We start from the raw sequence: 23,648 nt of genomic DNA, 5'->3' as shown, positions 1-23,648 counted from the left end.
GATTCAACCCMGTCCCCCGGTACTCCACATCCCCCACCAGGTTCAGCGTGCCCGACGCCCCCTGGTTCGGCTCGAAGAAGCCCAGCGGGTAGAACGTGGTGCGCACCTGCGCCGAGCCCGACACCGTGAAGGCGTTGTTGCCCCACGGACTGCCGCTCACCCCGATGACGCTCAAGCCCCCCACTGTGCCGCCGGTGACCGACCCATTCGCCACGATGGCCTGGTCTTCGATGCGCGCACTGCCTGACGCATTGCCGCCCGGCAGGATCGTCGCGTAAGGCCCGACGAACACGCTCGCCGGGATGCTGGTGGGCGCACAACCGCCACCGTTGGCATGCCGCACCGTCCCCGACGGACAGTTGTCCCGTTGCCCGTTCTGGAACCCCTGTGGCCAGGCGTTGGCCAGCTCGATCATGTACGGGTAGCGCCAGATCGTGCCGTAGGCCTGGTCCCAGACCACCGTCTTGAAGACCGAGGGCGTGGCCGTCACCACCAGGAACAGCGGCTCGCCGGCATTGACCTTGAAGGTCAGGTTCGCATCCAGCCCCTTCTGCRGGCCGCTGTAGCGCGCCGAGGTGAACTGCGAGTTGGTGGCCACCAGCCCCCAGCGGAAGTCGGCGTCCGAGCCGGCCTGGTCGATGCCGCGGAACTTGACCGTCACCGTGGTGGCACCACTCGTCGGGTACAGGCGCACGACGTTGTAGCCGAAGCGCTGCGGTGCGCCGTAGAACGGGGCGGCGAAGCGGCGGTTGGTCGCCCAGTTGGCGTCCAGGGCTTCCAGTGGCATCAGGCGGTGCATCCGCTCGGCGCGGTCGGTCAGCGTGATGTTGCCGTAGGTGCTGCGGAACGAATCGGGCGTGGCCTTGTAGTCCCAGACCACGTTGTGCATGGCCCAGTCACCCAGGAAGTCGTTCAGCTGGGACAGGCTCCAGCCACGCGACTTCTGGATGTTGGTGAGCGGGTCGGCGCCGGCGGTGGTCCACACCTGGGTGACGGCCTCGGGGCCGTGCTTGTCCTTCAGGAACTCCATGAACTGCCAGTTGCAGTAGCGGTCGCGGCTCGAGCCCAGGTACAGGTGTGGGGCGTTGGGCAGCATCTCGGAGCAGTGCACGTTGCTCTGGTACTCGGGCAGCTGGTGCGGGGTGAAGTTGGCGTGGCTCTCGAAGAGCCAGCCGCAGGTGTTGGACTGGTTGCAGGCCAGGCCGCCGTTGTAGTTGCTCCAGGACTGCCAGCCGTGGGTGAACTCGTGTGTCAGGCCCCAGTGGTCCTTCAGGGCGCCGGGGGCGATCCACATGCCCAGGTGCAGGCTGCCCTGGGGGTCGACCCAGGCGCCGCCGGTCAGGCCCCAGCCGGAGTGGATGTGAACCGCGGGCTTGATCTTGTCCGTCTTGTTGAAGAACGGCTCGGGCATCAGCAGGTTGGCGTTGAACAGGTTCTCCCAGACGGTGTTCTCCAGCGTGTTGGCGGCCAGGGTCAGGTCGGCGTCGGAGACGGCTTCGTCTGAGTAGAAGGCGAAGTGGGCGGATTCCTTGACGAGCCTGAAGCCGGATTGCTCGGGGTTGGGGCCGGCTGCGCGCCAGGTGCCGGGGGTCACGGTGGGCTTGGTGGGGGTGCCGGTGGCCCAGGTGGTCAGGCTGGTGCCTTGGTCGACCACTGGGGCGGGTGCAGGTGCAGGTGCAGGTGCAGGTGCAGGTGCAGGTGCAGGTGCAGGTGCAGGTGCAGGTGCAGGGGCAGGAGCAGGAGCAGGAGCTGGTGCTGGTGCTGGTGCTGGTGCTGGTGCGGGAGCCGGAGCTGGGGCGGATGCCGGACCGATCGCGCAAGCCTTCTTCGTGCCGACGATCGGGTCACCAAAAGTTGCGTTCGTACACGCGATGTTTCCAGACAATTTCTTGATGACCCACTTGTCTTTGGCACCGTAAGACACCGATCGAGGGCTTGCCCCCACGGCGCAGGTGGCGCGCTCGTTGGCGCAGAACGTGTAGCCGCTGGGCCAATTGGCGGCGAATGCCGGAGTGGCCATCATGCTGCCCGCGATGGCAGCAGCAACTGCAACGGGCTTCATGCGATTCATGTGCATCTTCTCTCCCCTCGATCGTTGTTGAACGCGCCCTCGCCCTGCAACGCCTCAAGCGCTCAGGAGTGAAAGCGGCGCGATTCTGCGATGCGACCGGAGTGGAGTTATGCGCGAGATATGCGCATTTGCAACCGAACGTCTAACCCCATTAACGGGTGGACCCCTCTTGATCAAGAGACATTGCAAACAAAGGCAAGGCCGTTCAACCGACGGGATCGAAGCTCCATAGAAGCTTCAACCATGTAGCGGCCGAGGCATCGATCCCGGCGGCATTGCTCATCAGCACGAGAGCGACGCCTTGATCTGGGCAGCGGAGCACCAGCGAAGAGAAGCCTGCATAGGCGCCTCCGTGGAACATGAACTGATGACCGCCTTGCTTCAGCAGCTCCAACCCGAAACGATAGGGTTCCTCGGCGGGACCAAAGCGATCGTCATCGGCGATGCTGCGAGCCAGCATGCTGTCCTTTCCGTGGCGGCGCCAGTCCTCCAGCCAATGAGCTTCAGCCAAGTTGAGATCGTCCGGCGTGGACCACAGCCCACCGTCGCCCCAGGTGGCGAGCGCGACTGGGAGCTCCTGCCAAGCATCAGGTTCTTTTTCGATTCGGGCATAGCTGCGCGCACGGCGCGGCAGCACACGCCAAGGCTGGTTCTCGAAGCTGGTGTTTCGCAAACCCCATGGCTCGAAGAATCGCTGGCGTGCCAGCTCAGCCAAGCTGCACCCGGCGTCTTGCTCCAGCCACTCGGCCAACAACACGTAGTTGCTGTTGCTGTAGTCGTGCCGCAATCCGGGTGCGAATGAAACGTCGCCAGCCCGCTTGATCAAGTCGAGCGCCTGCAGTTGCGTGACCACATCGTTGTTATGGCGCCCAAGTTGTGTGCCCCACAAGAACAGGTAGTCGTCGATGCCGCTGGTATGACGCAGCAGATGCCCGGCACACACGGGCTGCTCGCAAGACTGCACCGCGTGAAGACTCGGGCGGAGATCGGTGTTCAGGTCCAGCCTGCCCGCCGCCACCGCGTCGAGCACCAATGCGGCCACCCAGGGTTTGGACTCGGAGGCCAGGTAGTAGCGTGTCCCTCCATCCAGCCCTTGCTGCCATTCGAGGTGAGCCATGCCATGGTGCACGCATCGAAGCGCTTGGCCGTCAACCACCAGGGACACGCTGAAGCCCGGCCCATCCGGTGTGTGTTCGCTGCACAGGCGGTCGACAGCACCGTCAAAACCGCCAAGCAATTGAGAAAGTTCGAGGCTCATGCCAGATGAATGTGTTGATGCTCTGTGGAGCGACAGCCATGGATGGCGAGCGGGCGAGCATATCGAACCGTGGCGCGACGGCCCATGCCTTCACGTGTACCTCTGGCAGACTGCGCGACCTTCACATCGCGTCAGAACGCTCGGTACATGCTGCATCACATCTCATTTGGCGTTACGAACCTGGAGCGCTCTGCTACGTTCTATGACGCAACGCTGTCCGCGCAATGCGGTTGCGGTGACCTGACGCTCTGGTCACCGCCGGGCGTTGTTCATCAGGGTGCCCGATCGTCGGAGAGACAAACGGGCACCGCTCTCAGATCTTGATAAAGTTCGTCGAAGCAAGCGAGCCGAACGGAAGCTCTGCCAGCCGCCCGCCGACGGCGAGCGACCCGAGGTCCACCGGGAAGTAGCCGATCGCCTCGAGGATCTTTCGGACTTCGGCTTTCGCTGCGGCGTCATCGCCAGAGTAGAACTGCACGCGCTGGCCACCTGACACCTCGGGCTGCGCCAGGACCCGCACATCGAGGTGGTTGAAGGCCTTGACGACGCGCGCGCCCGGCACGAACTCGCGGAACACTTCGGTTGAATACTTACCGCCGAGATTGATCGCCTTGATGCCATAGGCCGCGAGCGGATTGCTAGGGTCCTTCGCATCGGGCGAATTGGGGTCGAGAAACTCAACCGGGTTGGTGCCATCGATGACGATGCGGCCGTTCCAGGCCGGCAGGCCGCGCAGCGCCTTGCCAAGGTCCACCCACCGCACGGCGACGAGAACGATCTCGGCACCCGCCGCTTCTGCCAAGGTGCCGGCCTTGATGGTGGGCCCAACTTCCTCGATCAGAGGTGCCAGCGAGGCCGGCCCGCGGCTGTTGGAAATCGTGGCCGAAATGCCCTTCTTCGCAAGCGCTCGCGCCACCTTGGAACCGAGGCCACCCGCGCCGATGATGCCGATGCTCATTGTTGTCATGCCTTCTGATGAATGAATGGTTTCAGGAAAGACGGCTGGGCAGCTTGCCCGCTTGCCGCAAGCGCGTGCCGATGCGTCGGATCTCGGCTTCACCCTGTGCGAGAGCCGCCTTGCTCGTGTGCACCGAGTAGTAGCCGGTCACCAGGTCGTGTGGGTGCTTCACCGCCGAACCCAGCACGAACGACGTATCGCCCTGCGCCACGAAGTCGATGGCCTGGCCGGACTCTTCGAACACCGCGAGCTCGCCTGCGCTGACCGAGCCCCCGGCGGTGAGCTGCCCGGCATCGACCGCGACCCATGCCACCGTGTGGCCGGCAGGTGGTGTGTAGCGCCAGCGCTCGCCGTCGTGCAGGTGGACAGCGAGGTAGCTCATCGCCGAGGGCGCCGAGATGGCGCTCTGCGCACCACCGTAGTGGCCCAGCAGCACGCGCGCCGGACCTTCTTGCGGCACTTGTGAAGGCGCGAGGTACAGGCTTTCAGCGGGCGCGTTTTCTTCAGCGGCCGGCAGGGCAACCCAGAGCTGGAAGCCCTTCACCGGTTCGTTGTCGACCGGTGCGCCGGTGTGCCACACACCGCCACCAGCGCGCATCCACTCGACACCGCCACTGACCAGAACCCCTTCCTTGCCGGTCGTGTCTTCATAGCGCACGTTCCCTTCTTGCATGAAGGTCAGCGTGGCGATGCCGGAATGCGGGTGCATGCCGAAGCCCTGGCGCTCACCTATCGGCTCGAAGCTGAACAGGTCGAGAAAGATGAACGGCTTCAGGATCTCGCCCAGATCGCCGGGGCTCATGAGCCGCGTGATCGGCCCATGCTTCGCGCCGCGGGTGCGGTGGACGATTGCGCGCGTTTGCGTAGCCACAGCCGTGTTCATGCTGCGTTCCTTGCGGGCTTGAGTGCCTTGATCCAATCATCCCGTGCCGGCACCAGCTGCCAGGCAACAAATGCCGCCAGGGCACCCAGCACCAGCGCGGGCAACGGACTGCCGCCGATCAGCATCAGATGGGTCGCGACGGCACCGACCATGGTGGCGAGCAGCAACACGCCCCCAAAGAAGCCGGTCGCAGGCACAAGCAGCAGCACGGCACCGGCCAGTTCAACGACACCGGTCACGATGCGAAACCACTGGCCGAAGCCGACGGCGTCGAACACCTGGACCATCTGCTGCGCGCCAGCCAGCTTGGCCACGCCAGCCGCACCGAATGCGAGTGCCAGGAGGATGCGAACGCCCCAGACGACGCGGCGCCGAGTGGGGGTCATTGAAGTGGAAGAAGTGATCATGATTTGCGATGTTCCTTGTGCGTGTTTGCGGCGATGGACGAAGCCAAACGATCCGATGCATGAAGCTTAGGCAGCCATCCATTCCACGACTAGACGGCACAATTGGATTGCACTCATCCATTTGCACAAGGAATCTCTCATGCTGGACCTCAACGACGTCGCCATGTTTGTGCAGGTGGTGCGCAGCGGCAGCTTTGCCGAGGCGTCACGGCGCCTCGGCGTGCCACCCAACACCGTGAGCCGTCGCATCCAGCAGCTCGAAGCCGAACTCGGCACGCGACTGATGCAGCGCTCCACCCGCAAGCTCGCGCTCACCAGTGCCGGGCAAGCCTTTCACGAGCGCTGCGCCAGCGCGGTCGATGGGCTGGTGGATGCAGGCCAGGAGCTGATGACGGGCAGCGATGAACCCAGCGGCCTGGTGCGCGTGGCCACCACGGCGGACTTCTTCGACTTCTTCCCGATGGAGTGGGTGGCGGAGTTTCTGGCCGCACACCCCCGTGTTCGGCTCGACTTCGTGCTCAGCGATGCCCGGTCCGATTTGATCGCCGAGCGCATCGACATTGCGCTTCGTGGCGGGCCGCTTGAAGACTCCGGCTTCATCGCACGCCAGATCTCGGGCGCCCGCAGCGATGGCCTGGTGGCCAGCCCGGCCTACATCGCCACGCGCGGGACGCCCACCACGCTGCAAGACCTGGCAGACCACGACTGCATGGGCTTCGCCCATTCTGGCGGCCGCACCCTTTGGCGCTTGTCCGGGCCCAATGGCGCGGAAGAAGAAGTGCAGGTGTCCGGCCGCTTCAGCGGCAACACCGCGCAGGCCGTGCGCAAGGCCACGCTCACCGGCCTCGGCATCGCCCTGTTGCCACCGACCATGATCCGGCGCGACCTGCGAGAAGGCCTTCTCGTACCGGTGCTGCCGCAATACCGACGCGACGCCCACGGCCTGAACCTGCTGTACCCGAGCCGGCGCCATCTGCCGCTCGCGGTGTCGGCGTTCGTCGACCTGGTGATGGAAAAGCTGAGCGACGTTGAAGAGCTGCCGCCGTGTCCCGTCCCTGCCCCGGTCTGCGCTGGGGACTCGCACGAAGCTTGATGCGTCAGCAGCCTCACGAAGGCATCGTCCCGATCACCTCGAAGGCTTGCTCAGCCCCGGCGCGCCGCCTCGATCTTGGCGATATCGATCTTCTTCATCGTCATCATCGCGTCGAAGGCGCGCTTGGCCGCCGCGCGATCGGGGTCGCAAACGGCAGCCGTGAGCGCCCGCGGCGTGATCTGCCATGACAGGCCCCACTTGTCCTTGCACCAGCCGCAGGCGCTCTCTTCGCCACCGTTGCCGACGATCGCGTTCCACAGACGGTCGGTTTCGGCCTGGTCATCGGTCGCGACCTGGAACGAGAAAGCCTCGCTGTGCTTGAACATCGGCCCGCCGTTGAGGCCCAGGCAGGGAATGCCCATCACGGTGAAGTCGACCGTCAGCACATCGCCCTGCTTGCCGTCCGGAAAATTGCCCGGCGCACGCATCACCGCGCCCACCGAGCTGTCGGGAAACACTTCGGCGTAGAAGCGAGCCGCTTCCTCGGCGGTGCCGTCGTACCAAAGGCAAATGGTGTTCTTGCTGGGCATGTTCGGTCTCCTGTAAAGCTGGGAGGATGCTCGGCCACACGCCGCGCCATCGTCCCAGTGGTTGACGGCCGTCCGGCCGAAGTCGTCGAGAAGCATCTGTTGCAGCAACCGGTGTTCCTGGATCTTGGCACCCCACCGATCGCGATTGACGTTTCAATCGCTGGTGACATCATCTGCGCGTCAAGCACTCACAGGGGTATCGCATGTCCAAGCCGTTTCCCACAGACGACCCGTTTCTGCGTGGCTATTACGCACCGCTGCACATGGAATGCGACGCGCCCAATCTGCCTGTGACGGGCGAGATTCCCAAGGAGTTGAACGGCTGGCTCTACCGGAACGGGCCCAACCCGCAATTTGCGCCGCGCGGGCCGTATCACTTCTTCGCGGGCGACGGCATGTTGCATGCCTTCCATGTGGAAAACGGTCGCGTGGCTTATCGCAACCGCTGGGTGCAGACGCCGAAGTGGAAGCTTGAACACGCAGAAGGCGAAGGCCTGTCGGGCGCGTTCGGCACACCACGCTTCTCAGACCCTCGAATCGTGGAGCTGAATTCGACGGTCGCCAATACCAACGTGGTGTGGCACGGCGGCAAGCTCCTGGCGCTGGAAGAAGCGCACGCCCCCTTCGAGGTCGACCCCGTCACGCTGGCATCGAAGGGCTACTGCGACTTTGCCGGCAAGCTGGCCGGCCCGATGACGGCGCACCCGAAGCTCGATGCCGTCACCGGCGAGATGGTGTTCATTGGCAACGCCGCCAAGGGCCGCTTCACGCCGGACGTGGCACTGCACGTTGCCGATGCCGACGGCCGGCTGCTGAACTCGCAGATGCTGCAGGCGCCGTACCCGAGCATGCTGCACGACTTCGTGATGACGCGCGACTGGATCATCGTGCCCGTCTTCCCGCTGACCGGCTCGATGGACCGCGCCATGAAAGGCGCGCCCGCCTATGCCTGGGAGCCCGACAAGGGCACGCACATTGCGCTGATACCCCGCCGCGGTTCCGTGGCCGATGCGCGCTGGTTCAGCGCAGACCCCTGCTACGTGTTCCACACGATGAATGCGTTCGACACGCCCGACGGCAAGATCGTTTGCGACATGATGAAGTGCGAGGTGGCGCCGCTCTTCCCGCTGCCCGATGGAAGGCCGATTGCCGACACCTACCCGATGGCCCAACTCGTGCGCTGGACATTCGACCCGACAGGCCGCAGCGACACCTTCAGCGAAACCGTTCTCGACGACCACCCCGGCGAATTCCCACGGCTGGATGAGCGGTTCGTCGGCCTGCCCTATCGCCACGGCTATTTCCAGGCGAGCACCGACCACACCCGCACTCGCGACGCGCGCAACGGCCTCGCGCACATCGATCACCAGACCGGCCGCGTGAGCACATGGCGGCCAGGTGTTGCCGACCAGTGCGGCGAACCAGTGTTCGTGCCGCGAAGCGCCACCGCCGAAGAAGGCGATGGCTTCTTGCTGTCGGTGATCTGGCGTGCCGAGACGAACAGCAGTGACCTGGCCTTCTTCGACGCAGGCCAGATATCGGCCGGGCCAGTGGCCCTCGCGCACCTGTCGCACCGAGTCCCTTCGGGGTTCCACGGCAACTGGCGTGGAACGGTGCAATAGGGAGCGAAGGGGCTCGTTGCACTCAGGCAGGCACTGCAGGCCTTAAGTCGCCTGCATGCCGGCCGCTTGGTGGATGGCGGCACGGATACGCGGATAGGTACCGCAGCGGCAGATGTTGCCAGCCATGGCCGCATCGATGTCCGCATCGGTCGGCTTGGGAATTTGCCGCAGCAACGCGGCGGCGGTCATCAGCTGCCCACTCTGGCAGTAGCCGCACTGCACCACGTCGACATCGGCCCACGCCGCCTTGAGCACCGCCACCTGCGGCCCGGACAACCCTTCGATGGTGGTCACTTCGCGGGTTCCCACCGCCGAGATCGGGGTGACGCAGGAGCGCATGGGCTCACCATCGACGTGCACCGTGCACGCGCCGCACAGCGCCATGCCGCAGCCGAATTTGGTACCGGTCATCTGCAGCTCACCACGCAACACCCACAGCAGAGGCGTGTCGGGCTCGGCCTTCACTTCAACGGGTTTGCGATTGATCGTCAACGTGGTCATGGGGCTTCTCCGGGTCAGGTGAACTTCAGCGGCAAGCTGCGCAGCCGCTGGCCAGTGAGGGTGAACAAGGCGTTGGCCACCGCCGGGGCGATCGGCGGCGTGCCGGGTTCGCCGACCCCCTCGGGGCTCGCATCGCTGTCGATGATGTGGGTCTCGATCAGCGGGCATTCATCGAGCCGCAGCACGGGGTGGTTGTGGAAGTTGGTCTGCTGGACCTGGCCCTTCTCGATGCGCACTTCGTCGTTCAACGCGGCCGACAAACCGTAGACGATGGCGCTTTCCATCTGCTGGCGGACGAGGTTGGGGTTGATGGCGAGGCCGCAGTCGATCACGCACATCACGCGGTGAACTCGAATGCGCTTGTCGGCGGACACCGACACTTCGGCAACTTGCGCCACGATCGAGCCGAAGGACTGGTGCAAGGCCACGCCGCGCGCACGCTTGATGCCGTCGGCCGCTGCAGGCAAAGGCTTGCCCCAGCCCGACAACTCGGCGGCGCGCTGCAGAACCTTCAGGTGCCGAGGGTGTTTCGCCAGGAGCGCGGCGCGAAAGGCCACCGGGTCACGGCCGGCGGCACTGGCCACTTCATCGAGAAAGCTTTCCTTGAAGAAGGCGTTGTGCGAATGCCCGACCGAGCGCCAGAACCCCACGGGCACGGGCAGGTCCATGGCTTCATGGCCAATGCGCGCCGCAGGCCATTCGTAGGGCTGGTCGAAGGCACCCTCCGAGGTGGTCTTGTCGGGCCCGGCGCCTGGCAGGTCGAACATGCGCTTGATGACCTGCGGCACGATGGCCTGGCCAGCCGACGCGTTCACCCAGCCCAACAGCTGACCCGAGGCATCGAGCCCGGCCTTGAAACGCGATACGCACGCCGGGCGGTAGAAGTCGTGCGTCATGTCCTGCTCGCGCGACCACATCGTCTGCACCGGAACGCCACCGGCCTCGCGGGCGATGAAAGTTGCCTGCGCGATCACGTCGACCTCGCAGCGCCGGCCGAAGCCGCCGCCGAGCAACTGCATCTGCACGTCGACCTGTTCGGCCGCGAGGCCCAGCACCTTGGCCGCGGCGCTGCGCGCCAGGTCGGGCACCTGCGTGGCCGCCCACACGGTGGCACGACCGTCCTTGACCTGCACGGTGCAGTTCATCGGCTCCATCGTGGCGTGGGCCAGGTACGGCGCGCGGTACTCGGCCTGGACGGTCTTCGCGGCGGTCTTCATCGCGGCATCGACGTCGCCATGCTTGTAGAAGTCGAAGCCATCGTCTGTGTCCAGCGATTGCGCCAGCCGCTGATAGATCTCGTCGGTGGACACCTGGGCGGCCGCGCCATGGTCCCATTCGACACGCACGGCCTTGACCGCACGCATCGCGTGGTACGGCGTGTCAGCGATCACCGCGACGCCGCCGGTACCGCCGTTGAGGCCCGGCACCGCCAGCACCTTCTTCACACCGGGCAGCTTTTGCGCGTCCGCGGCATCGAAGCTGGCAACGCGGCCGCCGAACGTCGGGCACATCTCGACACTGGCGTATTGCATGCCGGGTTGCAACACGTCGATGCCGAAGCGCGCGCTTCCGTCCATCTTCGACGCGGCGTCGAGACGGCGCCGAGGCTGGCCGATCAGCTTGAACGTCTTGGGGTCCTTCAGCACCACGGACTCAGGCAAGGGCTGGCTCGCGGCCGCCGCTGCCAATTCCCCGAACGAAGCGCTCTTGCCCGACGGGTGCAGCACGCGGCCGGCCTCGACGCGGCACTCGGCGGCCGGCAGCTTCCACTGCTTTGCAGCCGCAGCCACCAGCATCGCGCGCGCCGATGCACCGGCCTCGCGCATCGGCAACCACAGGTCCCTCATGCTGGAGGACGAGCCGGTGAGCATCACGCCGAACTCGCGCATCGCCTTGCTGGTAATTCGCCCGGCGACGGCCTTCAGCGTGCCGTGGTCATCGGGATGGAAGGGCAGGCCATCGATCATGCCGGCGACGTTCTGGTAGATCTTGTCGATGGGCGCGCGTTCGACGCGAACCTGCGCCCAGTCGGCGTCCAGTTCCTCGGCCAGTACCATCGCCAAGCCAGTGTGGATGCCCTGACCCATCTCGGCCTTGCACATCACGATGCCGACCGTGTTGTCGGCGCCGATCTTGACCCAACCGTTCAGCGCCGACTGGCCCGGCCCCACCGGCAGCGGGTCGGTCGTGACCAGGCGCGGCTTCGGCGGCGACGCCGTCCAGCCCACCATCAGTGCACCGAGCGCGCCCGCGACGCCGGCACTGCTGAGCAACACTGTTCTTCGGGTAACCATGACCGCACTCCTGTGGCGCCTGCCGCCTGAACAAAATAAAAGACCGTTGGTTTCCAATATAGCAGACCATCAGTCTCTTGTGCGGTTTTCTAAGATGCGCCGAATGAGCCCTCCATCACCGTACTTGCGCGCGCGCTCTCCCGAGCAGAAAGAGGAGCGCCGACGCCACCTGCTCGACACCGCAAGGGCCCTGCTGCTCGAGATTCCGGACGTGCATGCCCTGGGCATCAACGAGCTGGCGCGCAAAGCCGAGATGACCAAGTCGAACGTCTACCGATACTTCGAGAGCAGCGAAGCCGTGCTGCTCGATGTGTTGGTGGAAGAGTTCGTCGCCTGGCGCGCCGAGCTGGTCAAGGCCCTGAGCCGTGGCGGCAAGCGCAGCGGGACCATCGAACACATCGCGCGGGCGTTCAGTGCCACCTGGGCGGCCCGTCCACTGCTGTGCCGACTCACCAGCATCTTCCCGTCGATCCTCGAACACAACGTTTCTGCTGAACGCATCGTCCAGTTCAAGCAGGGCATGCTGGCCGTACGCCGAGAAACGGCGATCGATTTCCACGGCTGCGTGCCAGCCATCTCGGCCGCCACGTTCGAAAAATTCATCCACTTCGCCCTGCCCCTGCTCATCGGGCTGTGGCCGCTGAGCAGCCCGGGAGAAGTGGCTGCCGCGGCGGTTCGGCGCGCCGATCTGGCGGCATTGCGATACCCGTTCCAGCAGGAGCTGGAAGAGGGAATGCTGCTGCTGCTGCGTGGCCTGTCTCGCAAATAGCTGCATGCACGTCAGCTGGGTGCGCGTCCGCACGCGCTTCTGAGCGCCGGCGTTCCAGGCACCATCTCGCCACTGCGAGTGGTCTTCAGTCCGCCGGACGGTTTCAACCCTCTGCAGGACTGAGCGCGGGGTAGTCCGTATAGCCCTGTGCGCTGCCACCGTAGAAGGTGTTGCGGTCGGCACCGTTCATCGGCGCATGGGTCTTCACGCGCGCGACGAAGTCGGGGTTGGCCAGCACCATCTGGCCGTAGGCCTCCAGATCGGCCAGACCCGCAGCCACATCGGTGCCGATCTGCTCACGCGCCCGCCCCGGCCGGTTCACGATCAGCGTGCCGTTCCAGAGCCGGCGGATGTCCGCGAGCAGCGACTCGTCACCCTGGTGCAACACATGCACGTAAGCCAGACCGAGCTTGCCGAGTTCGGCGACGAGGTAGCGGTACAGGTCCGGCCCTTGTGGGCCCTCATCGATGCCGCCCATCTTGGCGCCGGGGGACAGGCGAATGCCGGTCCGGTCCGCGCCGATCTCTTGCGCGATTGCTGCTGCGACCTCGATGGCGAAGCGCGCTCGGTTCTCGATCGATCCACCGTACTGGTCGCTGCGTGTGTTCGCGCTCGGGGCAAAGAATTGATGGACCAGATAAGCATTCGCGCCGTGGATCTCGACCCCATCGGCACCGGCTTCGATGGCCCGGCGTGCGGCCAGTCGAAAGTCCGCCACCGTCTGGCGGATCTCGTCGATGGACAGCGCACGCGGCTCGGGGATGGGCTGCATGCCCTTCACCGTGAACATCGGCGCACCGGGCGCGATGGCGGACGGTGCCACAGGCTGCCGATGGTGCGGCGTGTTATCGGGGTGGGACATGCGCCCCACGTGCATGAGTTGGATGAAGAGGTGTCCGCCCTGGGCATGCACGGCGGTCGATATCGGCTGCCAACCCGCAACGTGGGCATCGGTATAGATGCCAGGCGTGGTGAGGTAGCCCTGGCCATCGTCGGAGGGCTGCGTGCCTTCGGTGACGATCAGGCCCACAGTGGCGCGCTGGGCGTAGTACGTGGCCGCCAAGGCCCCGGGGGTTCCGTCGACCTCGGCGCGCGAACGCGTCATCGGTGCCATCACGAGGCGGTTGGAGAGGGTATGGCGTCCGACTTGGACGGTGCTGAACAGTTGGCTCATGGGGATCTCGGGTTGGGTTGTTGAAGGCCTGGCTCAACTGCGCTGCAGCGGCCAAGCCTCGGACGACGAGGAAAGCGGCGTGTGCGTCAGCGCGAGAAGTCCGCAACGACCTTGCCGATGCGCGGCTCGGTGCGATTGCGTTCGATGGCCGCAGGGATGCCGTCGAAGCCCACCACTTCGCTGAGCTTCGAGATCAGCGTGCCTTGCGCGATGTCTGCCGCCAGCCGTTCCAGCAGGGCAGCGTCCGCCTTGTTCACGAACCACAGTCCGCGGCGGCCGGCAGGCGTGCGTGCAAGGATGTCCGGCGAGGTGGTGCCGACGATCGCGCCGTCTTTCTTCAGCACCTGCCACGAGCGATCGAGCACTTCGCCACCGACGTAGTCGAGCACCAGATCGATGTCTCGTGCGATCGACTCGAAGCGTTGAGTCTTGTAGTCGATGACGTGGTCTGCGCCCAGGCTGCGCACGTACTCAATGTGTGCGGTCGACGCGGTGGCGAAGACTTCGGCACCGGCGCGCTTGGCGTACTGCACGGCATAACCGCCCAGCCCACCCGCTGCGCCGTGGATCAGGATTCGCTGACCCGCGACGATCGGACCGGCGAGGTGCAAGCTTTGCCAGGCTGCCACGGCAGCCACCGGGATGCCGGCCGCCTGCACGTCGTCCAGCCCCTGCGGCGTCGGCACCAGGTTCGCCTCGGCGACCGCGACGAAATCGGCATAGGCACCCAGCCCGCCGAGCGGCCCCATGACGCGATCACCGACGCGAAAGCGCGAGGCACCCGGGCCAACCGCCTCGACCACGCCGGCGAGTTCGATGCCCAGCACAGCGGGCAGTTGAAGCGGGAAGGCGTCGCGGACGTAGCCTTCGCGAACTTTCCAGTCGATGCCGTTCACGCCGGCGGCGCGAACGCGGACGAGAACCTGCCCCTGTCCGGCGGTGGGCTTCGCGATCTCGGCGAGCTCGGCGGCGGCAGCACCGCCATAGGCCCGGATCAGAACGGCGCGTTGAGTGGTGGAAGTCATTTCATTTCCTCTATCGAAGTTGCGATGAGGAGAAGATAGGCCGTTGCATTCTCAAAACAAAGACTACAAAATCAAGACGCTTCGTCTCAAATTCGGAACATCATGGACATGAACGCATTGGCCGACTTCGCACTCGTCGCGACGAACGGCGGGCTTGGAAAAGCAAGCCGCGCCAGCGGCAGGCCCAAGGCCACCCTCTCCCGCCGCATCGCAGATCTGGAAGAGCAGCTCGGCGTGCGCCTCATCGAGCGCAGCGCGCGCGGGCTCAAGCTCACCGAAGCGGGCCAGATGCTGATGGACCGCACCGAAGGGCCCATGCACGAGGTGGCCGAGGCCATGACTGCTGCTCGCGAGGGCTTGTCGGCGCCGCGCGGTCGCTTGCGTGTCGCCGCGCCGGTGCTGTTTTCGCAGCTTGCGATGGGGCGCATCTCTGCCGAGTTCTGCGCGGCTTACCCCGAGGTCACGTGCGAGGTGGTGTCAGAAGACCGCGTGGTCGACCTCGTCGAAGAGCAGTTCGACGCCGCGATTCGCATCAACCCGAGCCCCGACAGCAGCCTCGTCGGCCGCTGCTTCGCCAAGGACCGGCTGGTGGTCGTCGCCGCGCCTTCCGTGCCGATGCCGACCCGAGGCAAGGTGCGGCCCGTTCCCGCCATCGTCGCCACGACCTTTCAACCCACAAACTGGACGCTCGACGATGGTCGCCTGGTCCTGGAGCCGATCCCGAAACTGCGACTTTCATCGTTCCTGACGATCCGCGATGCCGCGATTGCCGGCGCCGGCGCTGCTCTGCTACCGCAGTCCATCGCGTGGAACCAGCTGACCCGCGGCGAGCTGATTCAGTGGGGCGCGGTCTCGGGCGTGGAGGTCGCACTCTGGGTCCTGCATACGTCGCGACGACTTCCTGCGCCGAAGGTCCGTGCGTTCGTCGAGTTCATGTGCGAGCAATATCCGCAGGGGTCGCTCGTGCTGAACGGCTAGAAGAACGGCCTTCCGCTATTCGGAAGGTCATGCACCGTCCATCACGGCACGGGCCCCGGCGGCTGCCACGCAAGCGTCTTGCGTGGACTGCATGCCAGACACGCCAATCGCTCCAATCAACCGCCCGTCTTCGATGAGCGGGAGCCCACCTTCGAGCGGGCACACACCTTCGGTGGCCAACAGCCGCAGTCCCAGGCCTCCAGCGGCCAACGCCTCTTCGAAGACCTTGGTAGGGCGCTTGAACTGCACGGCACTCTTCGCCTTGGCTTGAGCGACTGCGACGCTGCCGATCTGCGCCATGTCCATCTTGTGCAGAACGACGAGGTTGCCGCCGCTGTCCACCACCGCGATCACCATCGGCCATCCGTTCGCCGTGGCTTCCGCTTCGGCAGCGGCGGCAACGCGTCGTGCTGTGTCGAGCGACACCGGCGCTCCATAAGGAATGACTTGTGCAATGGTCTTCACATCGACTCTCTTGAAGTGACAATGCGCCGCACGATAGCGGCGCACACACTGCACGCCTATTCCCAAACGTTTCGCATCCACTGTGCATAAATCGCCAGGTCCATCCCCTGCCATCGTGTCGCCATCGCTTGCATGGGACGACGTTCGCTTCTTCGTGGCCGTGGCGCGTGAAGGCAGCCTGTCGGGTGCGGCGCGCAGGTTGAACGTTGAACATTCGACGGTCGCACGCCGGGTGGCCGCGCTCGAGGCGCGCATCGGTGTGCGCCTGTTCGACCGCATGCCGCGCAGTTGGGCATTGACGAACGAAGGCGAGGCTTTGCTCGCGCCCGCCGAACGACTGGAGAACGAAGCCCTGGCCTTCGGCCGTGCCGCGATCGCCGCGACGAACATGCAGGGCACCGTGCGCGTGTCTGCCCCGCCGGCGTTCGCCAGCCACTTTCTGGTCCCCCAACTGGCCGGCCAGGCAGACCGGTGGCCGGGCATCACGCTCGATGTTGTCGGAGAAGTGCGCACCGCCAATCTGCACCGCCAGGAGGCCGACCTTGCGCTTCGCTTCATGCGCCCGGACGAACCAGGGCTCGCCACGCGCAGGCTTGGCGAACTGAGCTTTCGGCTCTATGCCTCACCGGTTTGGTTGACGCGGCCCGAAGCGGACTGGCGCTTTCTCGGCTATGGCGAACCGCTGGGCGATGTGCCCCATCAGCGGCTGCTCGCCGACATCGCCGGTGCGCGGCCTTTCGTCCTGCGAAGCAACGATCTCGGCGCACTGCATCAAGCGTGTCGAGGCGGTCTGGGGCTTGCCATGCTGCCGAGCTTCCTGGCACACGCCGACAGCGGGCTGGTCGAAGTACCCGGTGAAGGCCGGCCAGTCCTGCGCGAGATCTGGAGCGTCATTCATCCCGATGTGCGCCGCTCTGCGCGTGTCAGGCTGATGGCCGATCTGATCGCGGAGGTGGTTCAAGCAAATGCGGCGATGTTGGTGTAGCCAACGGTCGCCTGGCCGCCCGCTTCAGGCTCTCAGCTGACGTGCAGACCGCGAATCTCGCGGGCAAAAAGCGATCGCCGGGCAATTGGACGCAAGGAGATCGCTGGGTCTGCATTTCAAGGTTGGACTTCAACCTCAACGAATGCGCTCTAGCCAATGTTGAAAAGAATTGCCAAACCAGCCTTGGAGGAGCGCCGATAGAACGACAGCAAACCAACTATCGCCGCGTAGACCTCTTCGAACCGGAACGTCGTCTCCAATTCAGCGTAACGGCGCTGTAGCTCGCGTTTGTTCAGCATGGTGAGCTGATCCGAGATGCGCGCTACCTCATTCGCGTATGAATAGGCGCCTCCTTCCGGTATGACCTCGGTACCTGTCGCTCCGCACCCGTCTTCTGGTCCAAGTAGCTTGGTCAGTTCGTACCACACAGCTTCGCCTCCAGAAAAGCGCTCCATCGGCGCTTCTGCGGTGCGGCCCTTTATGAAGGCCTCGCCATCGATGGATCTGTCGAGTATTCGCTTAAGTTGCGAATCAGTAATTGCGTAAAACGCTCCCCCGAAGCTCATCTGGTCCCCTTTCTGCGGCTCTGAAGAATGGTATCAATCACCCATCTCCTTTGGGATCGAGTTGCAGACGGGTCACCAGATTGAAAATCCGTACGCAGATCAGCGTGATGCCGTTGCTACTCCACCTTCACTCTCGTGCGCAAGTACACGGCTATCCGCAGGAGATCGGAGACAGGGTTATCGGGGTCGGAGCTAATGCGCTTGTCACCGCGAATGACCATATCGTCGAAACGCGGGTTGCGGCCGAGGTAAGCGATGACAAAGGGCGCGTAGCTTTGGAGCATCAACAAGAAGTCCACTTCCTCTCGCTCTCCATTGACCAGCGCATCGAGCTGCGCCATGTCCGCCGCTTTCGATACCAACTCGGCAAACAGCTCACGCGCCTTGGTGACAAAGGTCTTCAACCCTGAAGGGCTGTCTACCCGCAAGTCGCTCTCGCTGACAAAACTTGAGAACTTCAGCGTGGCCGTCGGCCTGTTGGCTTCGTTCGGCGTGAACCGACGAATCACCTGCTCGACCCGCATATCACGGATTTCCAGCCAGATGTCACACGTATAGCCGATGCCGTCGTCGCGCTGCCAGACGAAGGGGCGCATGTACTGCGTGCCGAGCGTGCCCTTGTGCAGCAAGGAGTCCCAAGCGTCTCCTCGCGGGTCGAGGGCCACACGGGTAAAGCCGAGCGGCGCAAAGGCCTTGGCCAGCGCACCGGTCAGGAGCGCCTGCATTTCATCTTCGGTCTGTGGCAATGCCATCTCGAGTCCAAATCAACAATAGGAGAAAGCTGATTTCATCTTACCGATGCGCCACCTAGGAAAGGTGTTTCGGCCCGCTGCTGGTCCGCTAGCAGTCAAACAGCATGGCTTGCTTTCGACGCTGTAAAGACTATCCGAGCATCGACCCAACGCCCCCCGGACAGTTTCAACTCAACAAGTCAGCCAAACGCGACGCCGAGCAAGCCGCTTCAGTGAGCAGCCGCCGGCACCGCCGCGAGCCCCGGGTCGCGTTCGACACGGTTGCGTCCGTTGGCCTTGGCGCGGTAAAGAGCCGAGTCGGCTCGGTGCAGCAGGCTGTGCATGTCGTCGTGCAGGGGGTCCAGCACGGCGATGCCGATGCTCACGGTGATCGACACCTCACCGCTTGCGATCTTCACCGCGTCATCCGACACGGCACGCAGGATGCGTTCCGAGGTGTGGTGGGCGTTGTCGAGGTTGGCGCCGGGCAGCAGGGCCACGAACTCCTCACCGCCCCAGCGCCCCAGATGGTCGCCATCGCGCAGTTCGGCCTGCAGCCGTTTCGCGACCGCGGCCAGGCAGGCATCGCCGATGCCGTGGCCGAATCGGTCGTTGATCGACTTGAAGTGGTCGATGTCGACGAAGAGCACGCCCAGCCCGCTGCCGCCGGCGCGGGCCTCGCTTGCGAGCGCGCGCAGTTGCATCTCGATCGCGCGCCGGCTTTGCACGCCGGTCAGCATGTCTTCTTCGGCCATCTTTCGTGCGACGTCGCGCTCGCGGCGGAAGCCGAGCACGCGGTCCGCGATACCGAGCGTCAGGGCCAACGCTTCCCACACCGCACCGAGTGCGTACAGGTACACGTCGTTGGCCGCGATCTCGACCAAGCCCGCTGCCTGCATGCTGCGCATGGACGTGGCAAGGGTCAACGGAACCCAGCCGGCCAGAAAGTAGTAGCCGTAGCGATCGCGGGCCAGCGCCGCACGCACGCCAAGGCCGATCATCAGCAGGTTGACCGCCAGCAGCACCGCCACGATCACCATGCCGAACCGGCTTGCCGGCCACGGCCATACCGCGATCACGACTGCGCAGACCAGCAAGGCGGTGCGCAGGCGATCCGTCACCGAAAGCAGACGCGGCGCATGACGCCCGATGTCGAGGAAGTCGCGCGCGAAACCAACGGCGAAGCCGATCGCCGCCGTGGCCGCGGCCCACTGCCCGTGGATGCCGAGGCGCCCGAGCCACTCACCCCCCGGCGCGGCATAGAGCAGCCCGGCGCTGGCGGTCATGAAGAGGATCAGGCTCAGCAGGTAGCAGGTGTAGTCGGCAAACATGCGCTCGCGCAGTGCGGCCCAGTAGCAACCGGCGATCACCGCGAAGGCGATGAGCGAGGCATACATCGCGGCCGACACGATCAGGCGCGTCTTCTCGTACTCTCGCCATGCTTCTCCGGCGACGATGGAGAAGTCGACGTTGACACGGTGGCCGTGCGCCAGGTGCAGCAGCAACGGCGCGCCGGGCTCGAGCGATGCCGGCAGCGGGAAGACCAGCGCGATCGCGGAGCCGTCGCGTTCTGACGGACGCAGCTTGGAGCGCTCGATGCGCGTGCCGCCTGGCAGCACGAGTTGCACCGGCCCTGCCACCTGGCCCTCGACGACCAGCAGCGCGCGGGGTGGCAGCGCGCCAGGCGTGATGCGCAGCCAGCTGCCCTGGTCGCGGTACGGCAGCATTCTCTGCACGCGCGCGCCCTCGGCCTCCCACAGCGGTGGCCCGTCGCCGCCAGCGGATACCGGCGGCGGCAAGGTGTCCGCTGGCAGGTCGGCCGCGATGAGCGTCGCCTTCAGCGTGGCCTGCGCCAGGTCGGGCTGTGCGGCGTTGGCGGCGCCGGCCCCGCATAGCAGGAACGCAAGGCACAGCAAGGCAAGACGACGCAGCACAACGGTCATGAACGTGAGCAGAGATGGGAGGTCAAGCCGGCGAGCCTACCGTCCCGCGCGCAACTTTTGAGAGGGCTGGACGATGCCAGTGCGACGGATTGCACGGTCGCGGTGACGAGCCATGGCCGCCCGGCACCCCCGGGACCGCATACCCCCGGCCACCTGTCGCTAGGACGCGCCTGTGCCGGCGCTGACCACCTTCCAGAAATCCTCCGCAGCCTTGCCGAGCGGCACCTTGTCGCGGAACAGCCGAATCTCCAGTTCGATGACCCATTCCTTCGCGGCCGCTGCGACCAGTCGGCCCGTCGCGAGGTCTTCTGAGATCAAAGACTGCGGCAGCCAGGCGAGGCCTCGGCCATCCAGCGCCATGGTCCGCAAGACCGACGCCAGGTGCGCCGTGAAAACGCTGTGGACATGGTCGCGCTCGAGTGCTGCGCCACGCACCTCTCGCAAGATGCGACCGAGGCCTGACTCCGGGCTGTAGCTGAGCAGCGCTATGGGAGAGGCCGCCGTGGCACGCGCAAGCTGGTAGCGCGGCTGTCCCACCGAATCGGGGATCGACACGGGAATGAGCTGGTCGCTCCCGATCCGCACAGACGGGAACGCCTGCGCCATCAGCTCACTGGACGACTCGGGATGCGCGTGGCTCAGCACGAACTGGACCTGGCTCTGGAGGAGCAGCGCCTCACAGCGCGCCAGCACATCGGAGACCAGGGTGATCGGGCCGATCGCCGTTCGCGCCTCCAGTCCGTGCAACCAGCCGGTCAGGAAAGTGAACGACAACGCATGCGTTGCCGCGAATCGCAGTGTCGTGGAGTGCGTCTCTGCCACCGCCTTCGCTTCGCCCGGTATGCGCGCCACACGGGCCATCAGATCGTGCGCGGCGTCCCTGAACCATTCGCCCGCCGGGGTCAGCCTGGCCGGCTGACTGCTGCGGTCGAACAGGTCGGTCCCCAGCCATTCTTCCAGCGCGCGAATCCGACGGCTGAAAGCAGGTTGCGTCATGTGCCGCTCTTCGGCTGCCCGAGAGAAGTTCCCGCTGGCAACAAGGGCCATGAAGTCTTCGAGCCATGAGAGGTTCATCGACATCTGGGGCGGTGCTTTCAGGGCATCAAAGACAAAAAAATGAGCATTGGCGTTGCGAGCCGGTGCCGACGATTATTCACTTCGTCGTCCACTCCCACAGCAAGACAAGCCACCATGAAGATCGTTGAAATCCGCGAGAAAACCATTCCCATCAGCTCTCCCATTCGCAACGCCTACATCGACTTCAGCAAGATGACGTTGAGCCTGGTGGCAGTGATCACCGACGTGGTCCGCAATGGTAAGCCTGTGGTGGGCTATGGCTTCAATTCGAACGGCCGCTACGGCCAGGGCAAGCTGATGCGCGAGCGCTTCATTCCGCGCATCACGGAAGCAAAGCCCGAGTCACTCGTGTCCGATGACGGCAAGAACCTGGACCCGCACAAGATCTGGGCCACGATGTTCACCAACGAGAAGCCGGGTGGGCACGGGGAGCGCTCGGTCGCCATCGGCACCATCGACATGGCCGTCTGGGACGCGGTCGCCAAGATCGAAGGCAAGCCACTGTTCCAGCTGCTGGCCGACCGATACGGCGACGGCAAGCCCAATCGCAAGATCTTCGTCTACGCCGCCGGCGGGTACTACTACCCAGGTCAGGATCACGGCAAGCTCAAGGACGAGATGCGCAGCTACATCGACCGCGGCTACACGGTCGTCAAGAAGAAGATCGGTGGCGCGTCACTGGACGAAGACCTGCGCCGCATCGATTCGATCCTGAGCGTGCTCGGTGATGGCCAGAAACTGTGCGTCGATGCGAACGGGCGCTTCGACCTCGACACCGCGATCCAGTACGCCAAGGCGCTCTCGCAGTACGACCTGTTCTGGTACGAAGAGCCGGGCGACCCTCTCGACTTCGAGCTCCAGGCGACGCTGCGCAACTACTACAAGAACCCGATGGCCACCGGCGAAGACTTGTTCTCCATGCAGGACGCCCGCAACTTGATCCGCTACGGTGGCATGCGCCCGGACCGCGACTACCTGCAGTTCGATTGCGCGCTGAGCTACGGCCTGGTCGAGTACCTGCGCACGCTCGACATGCTGAAGGAACACGGTTGGTCGGCCACCCGCTGCATCCCGCACGGCGGCCACCAGATGTCGCTGAACATCGCGGCCGGCCTGGGTTTGGGCGGCAACGAAAGCTACCCCGATCTGTTCCAACCCTTTGGCGGCTTCCCGGACGGCGTGAAGGTCGAGAACAGCTTCGTGACCTTGCCCGACCTGCCGGGCATCGGCTTCGAAGGCAAGGCCGACCTCTTCCGCGAGATGCAGGCCCTGTCGGCCTGACGCTCTGCCGAACAACAAGGAGACAAGACCATGACATTCCCCAAGCGAGCCATGCTGCAAAGCGTCCGGATGCTGCTTGCCTGCTGCGTGATCGCATCCGCAGCGGCGCACGCGGCCTACCCGGAAAAGACCGTGGTGCTGGTCGTTCCGTTCTCAGCGGGTGGGCCCAGCGACAAGATCGCTCGTGATCTGGCCGAAGCCCTTGGCAAGCCACTCGGACAGTCGGTGATCGTGGACAACACGGCGGGTGCCGGCGGCACCCTCGGCACGGCGCGCGTCCTGCGATCAACGGCAGACGGCTACACGCTGCTCGTTCACCACATCGGCTTGGCCACCGCCCCAGCGCTGTACAAGAAGCTCGGCTACAAAACCGAGGACCTCGAGTTTCTCGGCCTGATCAACGAAGCACCGTCCACGCTGATCGGCAGACCGACCCTGCCCGCAACCACATTCGCTGACCTTCGAAAGTACATCGAAGACAACAAGGGGAAGATCAACCTCGCAAACGCCGGCATCGGATCTGCCTCGCACCTGTGCAGCCTCATGCTGCAGACAGCGCTCAAGAGCGACATGGTGTTCGTCCCCTACAAAGGGACCGGGCCGGCGATGAACGATCTGCTGGGCGGCCAGGTCGATCTCATGTGCGAACAGGCCACCAACAGCACGCCGCAGATCGAAGCCAAGAAGGTGAAGGCCTTTGGGGTGACGAGCCCTCAGCGCATGACGGTGCCGGCGCTCGCGGAGGTGCCCACCCTCGCGGAGGCAGGCCTGCCCGGCTTCAGCTTCTCGGTCTGGCACGGCCTGTACGCGCCGCGCGGAACACCGCCTGCGGTCATCGAGAAGATCAACGCCGCGCTGCGGGTGGCGCTCAAAGACCCCGAATTGATCAAGCGGCAGGAAGCGCTGGGCATCAAGGTGGCGGCCGACTCGCGGATTTCTCCAGCCGGGCACAAGAAATTCTTCGAGAGCGAACTCGCACGCTGGTCGAAGACGATCAAGGACTCCGGCATCGAGCCGGAGTGACCTGAAGACGGAGA

At 64.9% G+C, this 23,648-nt stretch carries 23 protein-coding genes; 8 read left to right on the top strand and 15 right to left on the bottom strand.

Annotated features, from left to right (window positions below; genetic code table 11):
• Window positions 1–1,654: DUF6055 domain-containing protein (locus AC1DYS_RS20940; protein WP_477902688.1), on the bottom strand; the 1,654-nt coding region annotated here is incomplete at its 3' end.
• A gap of 8 nt (window positions 1,655–1,662) precedes the next feature.
• On the opposite strand from AC1DYS_RS20940, the gene AC1DYS_RS20935 reads away from it, so the two are divergent.
• Window positions 1,663–1,893, top strand: coding sequence for a hypothetical protein (locus tag AC1DYS_RS20935; protein ID WP_477902686.1), 231 nt, complete (start codon window positions 1,663–1,665; stop codon window positions 1,891–1,893).
• Window positions 1,894–2,276: 383 nt separating this feature from the next.
• Here the strand turns inward: AC1DYS_RS20935 and AC1DYS_RS20930 are convergent, their stop codons facing one another.
• From AC1DYS_RS20930 to AC1DYS_RS20915, 4 genes are all read right to left on the bottom strand, one after another.
• Complete coding sequence (locus AC1DYS_RS20930; RefSeq protein WP_477902684.1) at window positions 2,277–3,329, bottom strand: serine hydrolase domain-containing protein; 1,053 nt, start codon at window positions 3,327–3,329, stop codon at window positions 2,277–2,279.
• A 313-nt stretch (window positions 3,330–3,642) separates the two neighbouring features.
• On the bottom strand, window positions 3,643–4,287 hold the full coding sequence (locus AC1DYS_RS20925) for an NADPH-dependent F420 reductase (protein WP_477902682.1): 645 nt from the start codon (window positions 4,285–4,287) through the stop codon (window positions 3,643–3,645).
• A 31-nt stretch (window positions 4,288–4,318) separates the two neighbouring features.
• Complete coding sequence (locus AC1DYS_RS20920; RefSeq protein ID WP_477902680.1) at window positions 4,319–5,170, bottom strand: pirin family protein; 852 nt, start codon at window positions 5,168–5,170, stop codon at window positions 4,319–4,321.
• On the bottom strand, window positions 5,167–5,577 hold the full coding sequence (locus AC1DYS_RS20915; RefSeq protein ID WP_477902678.1) for a DoxX family protein: 411 nt from the start codon (window positions 5,575–5,577) through the stop codon (window positions 5,167–5,169). Before AC1DYS_RS20915 ends, AC1DYS_RS20920 begins: the two co-directional genes overlap by 4 nt.
• A gap of 139 nt (window positions 5,578–5,716) precedes the next feature.
• Here AC1DYS_RS20915 and AC1DYS_RS20910 point away from each other — a divergent pair, with 139 nt between their 5' ends.
• A complete protein-coding gene (locus AC1DYS_RS20910; RefSeq protein WP_477902676.1) occupies window positions 5,717–6,670 on the top strand; it encodes a LysR family transcriptional regulator in 954 nt (317 codons plus the stop codon).
• A gap of 50 nt (window positions 6,671–6,720) precedes the next feature.
• Here the strand turns inward: AC1DYS_RS20910 and AC1DYS_RS20905 are convergent, their stop codons facing one another.
• Window positions 6,721–7,200 carry a VOC family protein gene (locus AC1DYS_RS20905; protein WP_477902674.1) on the bottom strand — a complete coding sequence of 160 codons (480 nt, stop codon included), beginning with the start codon at window positions 7,198–7,200 and terminating at the stop codon, window positions 6,721–6,723.
• A 203-nt stretch (window positions 7,201–7,403) separates the two neighbouring features.
• On the opposite strand from AC1DYS_RS20905, the gene AC1DYS_RS20900 reads away from it, so the two are divergent.
• The gene (locus AC1DYS_RS20900; RefSeq protein ID WP_477902672.1) at window positions 7,404–8,822 is read left to right on the top strand and encodes a carotenoid oxygenase family protein; all 1,419 of its coding nucleotides are present in this window, start codon (window positions 7,404–7,406) and stop codon (window positions 8,820–8,822) included.
• 42 nt (window positions 8,823–8,864) lie between these two features.
• Here the strand turns inward: AC1DYS_RS20900 and AC1DYS_RS20895 are convergent, their stop codons facing one another.
• Complete coding sequence (locus tag AC1DYS_RS20895) at window positions 8,865–9,323, bottom strand: (2Fe-2S)-binding protein (protein WP_477902670.1); 459 nt, start codon at window positions 9,321–9,323, stop codon at window positions 8,865–8,867.
• A 14-nt stretch (window positions 9,324–9,337) separates the two neighbouring features.
• Window positions 9,338–11,617, bottom strand: a complete 2,280-nt coding sequence (locus AC1DYS_RS20890) for a xanthine dehydrogenase family protein molybdopterin-binding subunit (protein WP_477902668.1) — start codon at window positions 11,615–11,617, stop codon at window positions 9,338–9,340.
• Here AC1DYS_RS20890 and AC1DYS_RS20885 point away from each other — a divergent pair.
• Window positions 11,616–12,386, top strand: coding sequence for a TetR/AcrR family transcriptional regulator (locus AC1DYS_RS20885; RefSeq protein ID WP_477902666.1), 771 nt, complete (start codon window positions 11,616–11,618; stop codon window positions 12,384–12,386). The two genes, AC1DYS_RS20890 and AC1DYS_RS20885, sit on opposite strands and share 2 nt — an antisense overlap.
• 103 nt (window positions 12,387–12,489) lie before the next feature.
• Here AC1DYS_RS20885 and AC1DYS_RS20880 read toward each other — a convergent pair whose 3' ends face one another.
• Together AC1DYS_RS20880 and AC1DYS_RS20875 are read right to left on the bottom strand one after the other, a co-directional pair.
• Entirely contained in the window at window positions 12,490–13,560 is a 1,071-nt protein-coding gene (locus AC1DYS_RS20880) for an alkene reductase (RefSeq protein ID WP_477902664.1), read from the bottom strand.
• Window positions 13,561–13,646: 86 nt separating this feature from the next.
• Window positions 13,647–14,585: an NADP-dependent oxidoreductase gene (locus AC1DYS_RS20875; protein ID WP_477902662.1), complete on the bottom strand. Its 939-nt coding sequence runs from the start codon at window positions 14,583–14,585 to the stop codon at window positions 13,647–13,649.
• A 102-nt stretch (window positions 14,586–14,687) separates the two neighbouring features.
• Here AC1DYS_RS20875 and AC1DYS_RS20870 point away from each other — a divergent pair, with 102 nt between their 5' ends.
• On the top strand, window positions 14,688–15,563 hold the full coding sequence (locus AC1DYS_RS20870; RefSeq protein WP_477902660.1) for a LysR family transcriptional regulator: 876 nt from the start codon (window positions 14,688–14,690) through the stop codon (window positions 15,561–15,563).
• A gap of 27 nt (window positions 15,564–15,590) precedes the next feature.
• Here AC1DYS_RS20870 and AC1DYS_RS20865 read toward each other — a convergent pair whose 3' ends face one another.
• A complete protein-coding gene (locus tag AC1DYS_RS20865; protein ID WP_477902658.1) occupies window positions 15,591–16,028 on the bottom strand; it encodes a GlcG/HbpS family heme-binding protein in 438 nt (145 codons plus the stop codon).
• 115 nt (window positions 16,029–16,143) lie between these two features.
• On the opposite strand from AC1DYS_RS20865, the gene AC1DYS_RS20860 reads away from it, so the two are divergent.
• On the top strand, window positions 16,144–17,013 hold the full coding sequence (locus AC1DYS_RS20860; protein WP_477902656.1) for a LysR family transcriptional regulator: 870 nt from the start codon (window positions 16,144–16,146) through the stop codon (window positions 17,011–17,013).
• Between the two features lie 149 nt (window positions 17,014–17,162).
• On the opposite strand, the gene AC1DYS_RS20855 is transcribed toward AC1DYS_RS20860, so the two are convergent.
• The 4 genes from AC1DYS_RS20855 to AC1DYS_RS20840 all read right to left on the bottom strand — a co-directional run bounded on the left by AC1DYS_RS20855 (window position 17,163) and on the right by AC1DYS_RS20840 (window position 21,333).
• Entirely contained in the window at window positions 17,163–17,579 is a 417-nt protein-coding gene (locus AC1DYS_RS20855; protein WP_477902654.1) for a DUF1877 family protein, read from the bottom strand.
• A gap of 116 nt (window positions 17,580–17,695) precedes the next feature.
• The gene (locus AC1DYS_RS20850; RefSeq protein WP_477902652.1) at window positions 17,696–18,331 is read right to left on the bottom strand and encodes a hypothetical protein; all 636 of its coding nucleotides are present in this window, start codon (window positions 18,329–18,331) and stop codon (window positions 17,696–17,698) included.
• Window positions 18,332–18,540: 209 nt separating this feature from the next.
• A complete protein-coding gene (locus AC1DYS_RS20845) occupies window positions 18,541–20,253 on the bottom strand; it encodes a sensor domain-containing diguanylate cyclase (protein WP_477902650.1) in 1,713 nt (570 codons plus the stop codon).
• 159 nt (window positions 20,254–20,412) lie between these two features.
• Window positions 20,413–21,333 (bottom strand): LysR family transcriptional regulator, encoded by a 921-nt coding sequence (locus AC1DYS_RS20840; RefSeq protein ID WP_477902648.1) that lies wholly within the window; start codon window positions 21,331–21,333, stop codon window positions 20,413–20,415.
• Window positions 21,334–21,444: 111 nt separating this feature from the next.
• Here AC1DYS_RS20840 and AC1DYS_RS20835 point away from each other — a divergent pair, with 111 nt between their 5' ends.
• Window positions 21,445–22,611 carry a mandelate racemase/muconate lactonizing enzyme family protein gene (locus AC1DYS_RS20835; RefSeq protein ID WP_477902646.1) on the top strand — a complete coding sequence of 389 codons (1,167 nt, stop codon included), beginning with the start codon at window positions 21,445–21,447 and terminating at the stop codon, window positions 22,609–22,611.
• Between the two features lie 30 nt (window positions 22,612–22,641).
• Entirely contained in the window at window positions 22,642–23,634 is a 993-nt protein-coding gene (locus AC1DYS_RS20830; protein WP_477902644.1) for a tripartite tricarboxylate transporter substrate-binding protein, read from the top strand.
• The last annotated feature ends 14 nt before the right edge of the window (window positions 23,635–23,648 follow it).

It is taken from the genome of Rhizobacter sp. P2_G4 (assembly GCF_056403575.1).
This window is presented reverse-complemented; position numbering and strand designations above follow the sequence as displayed.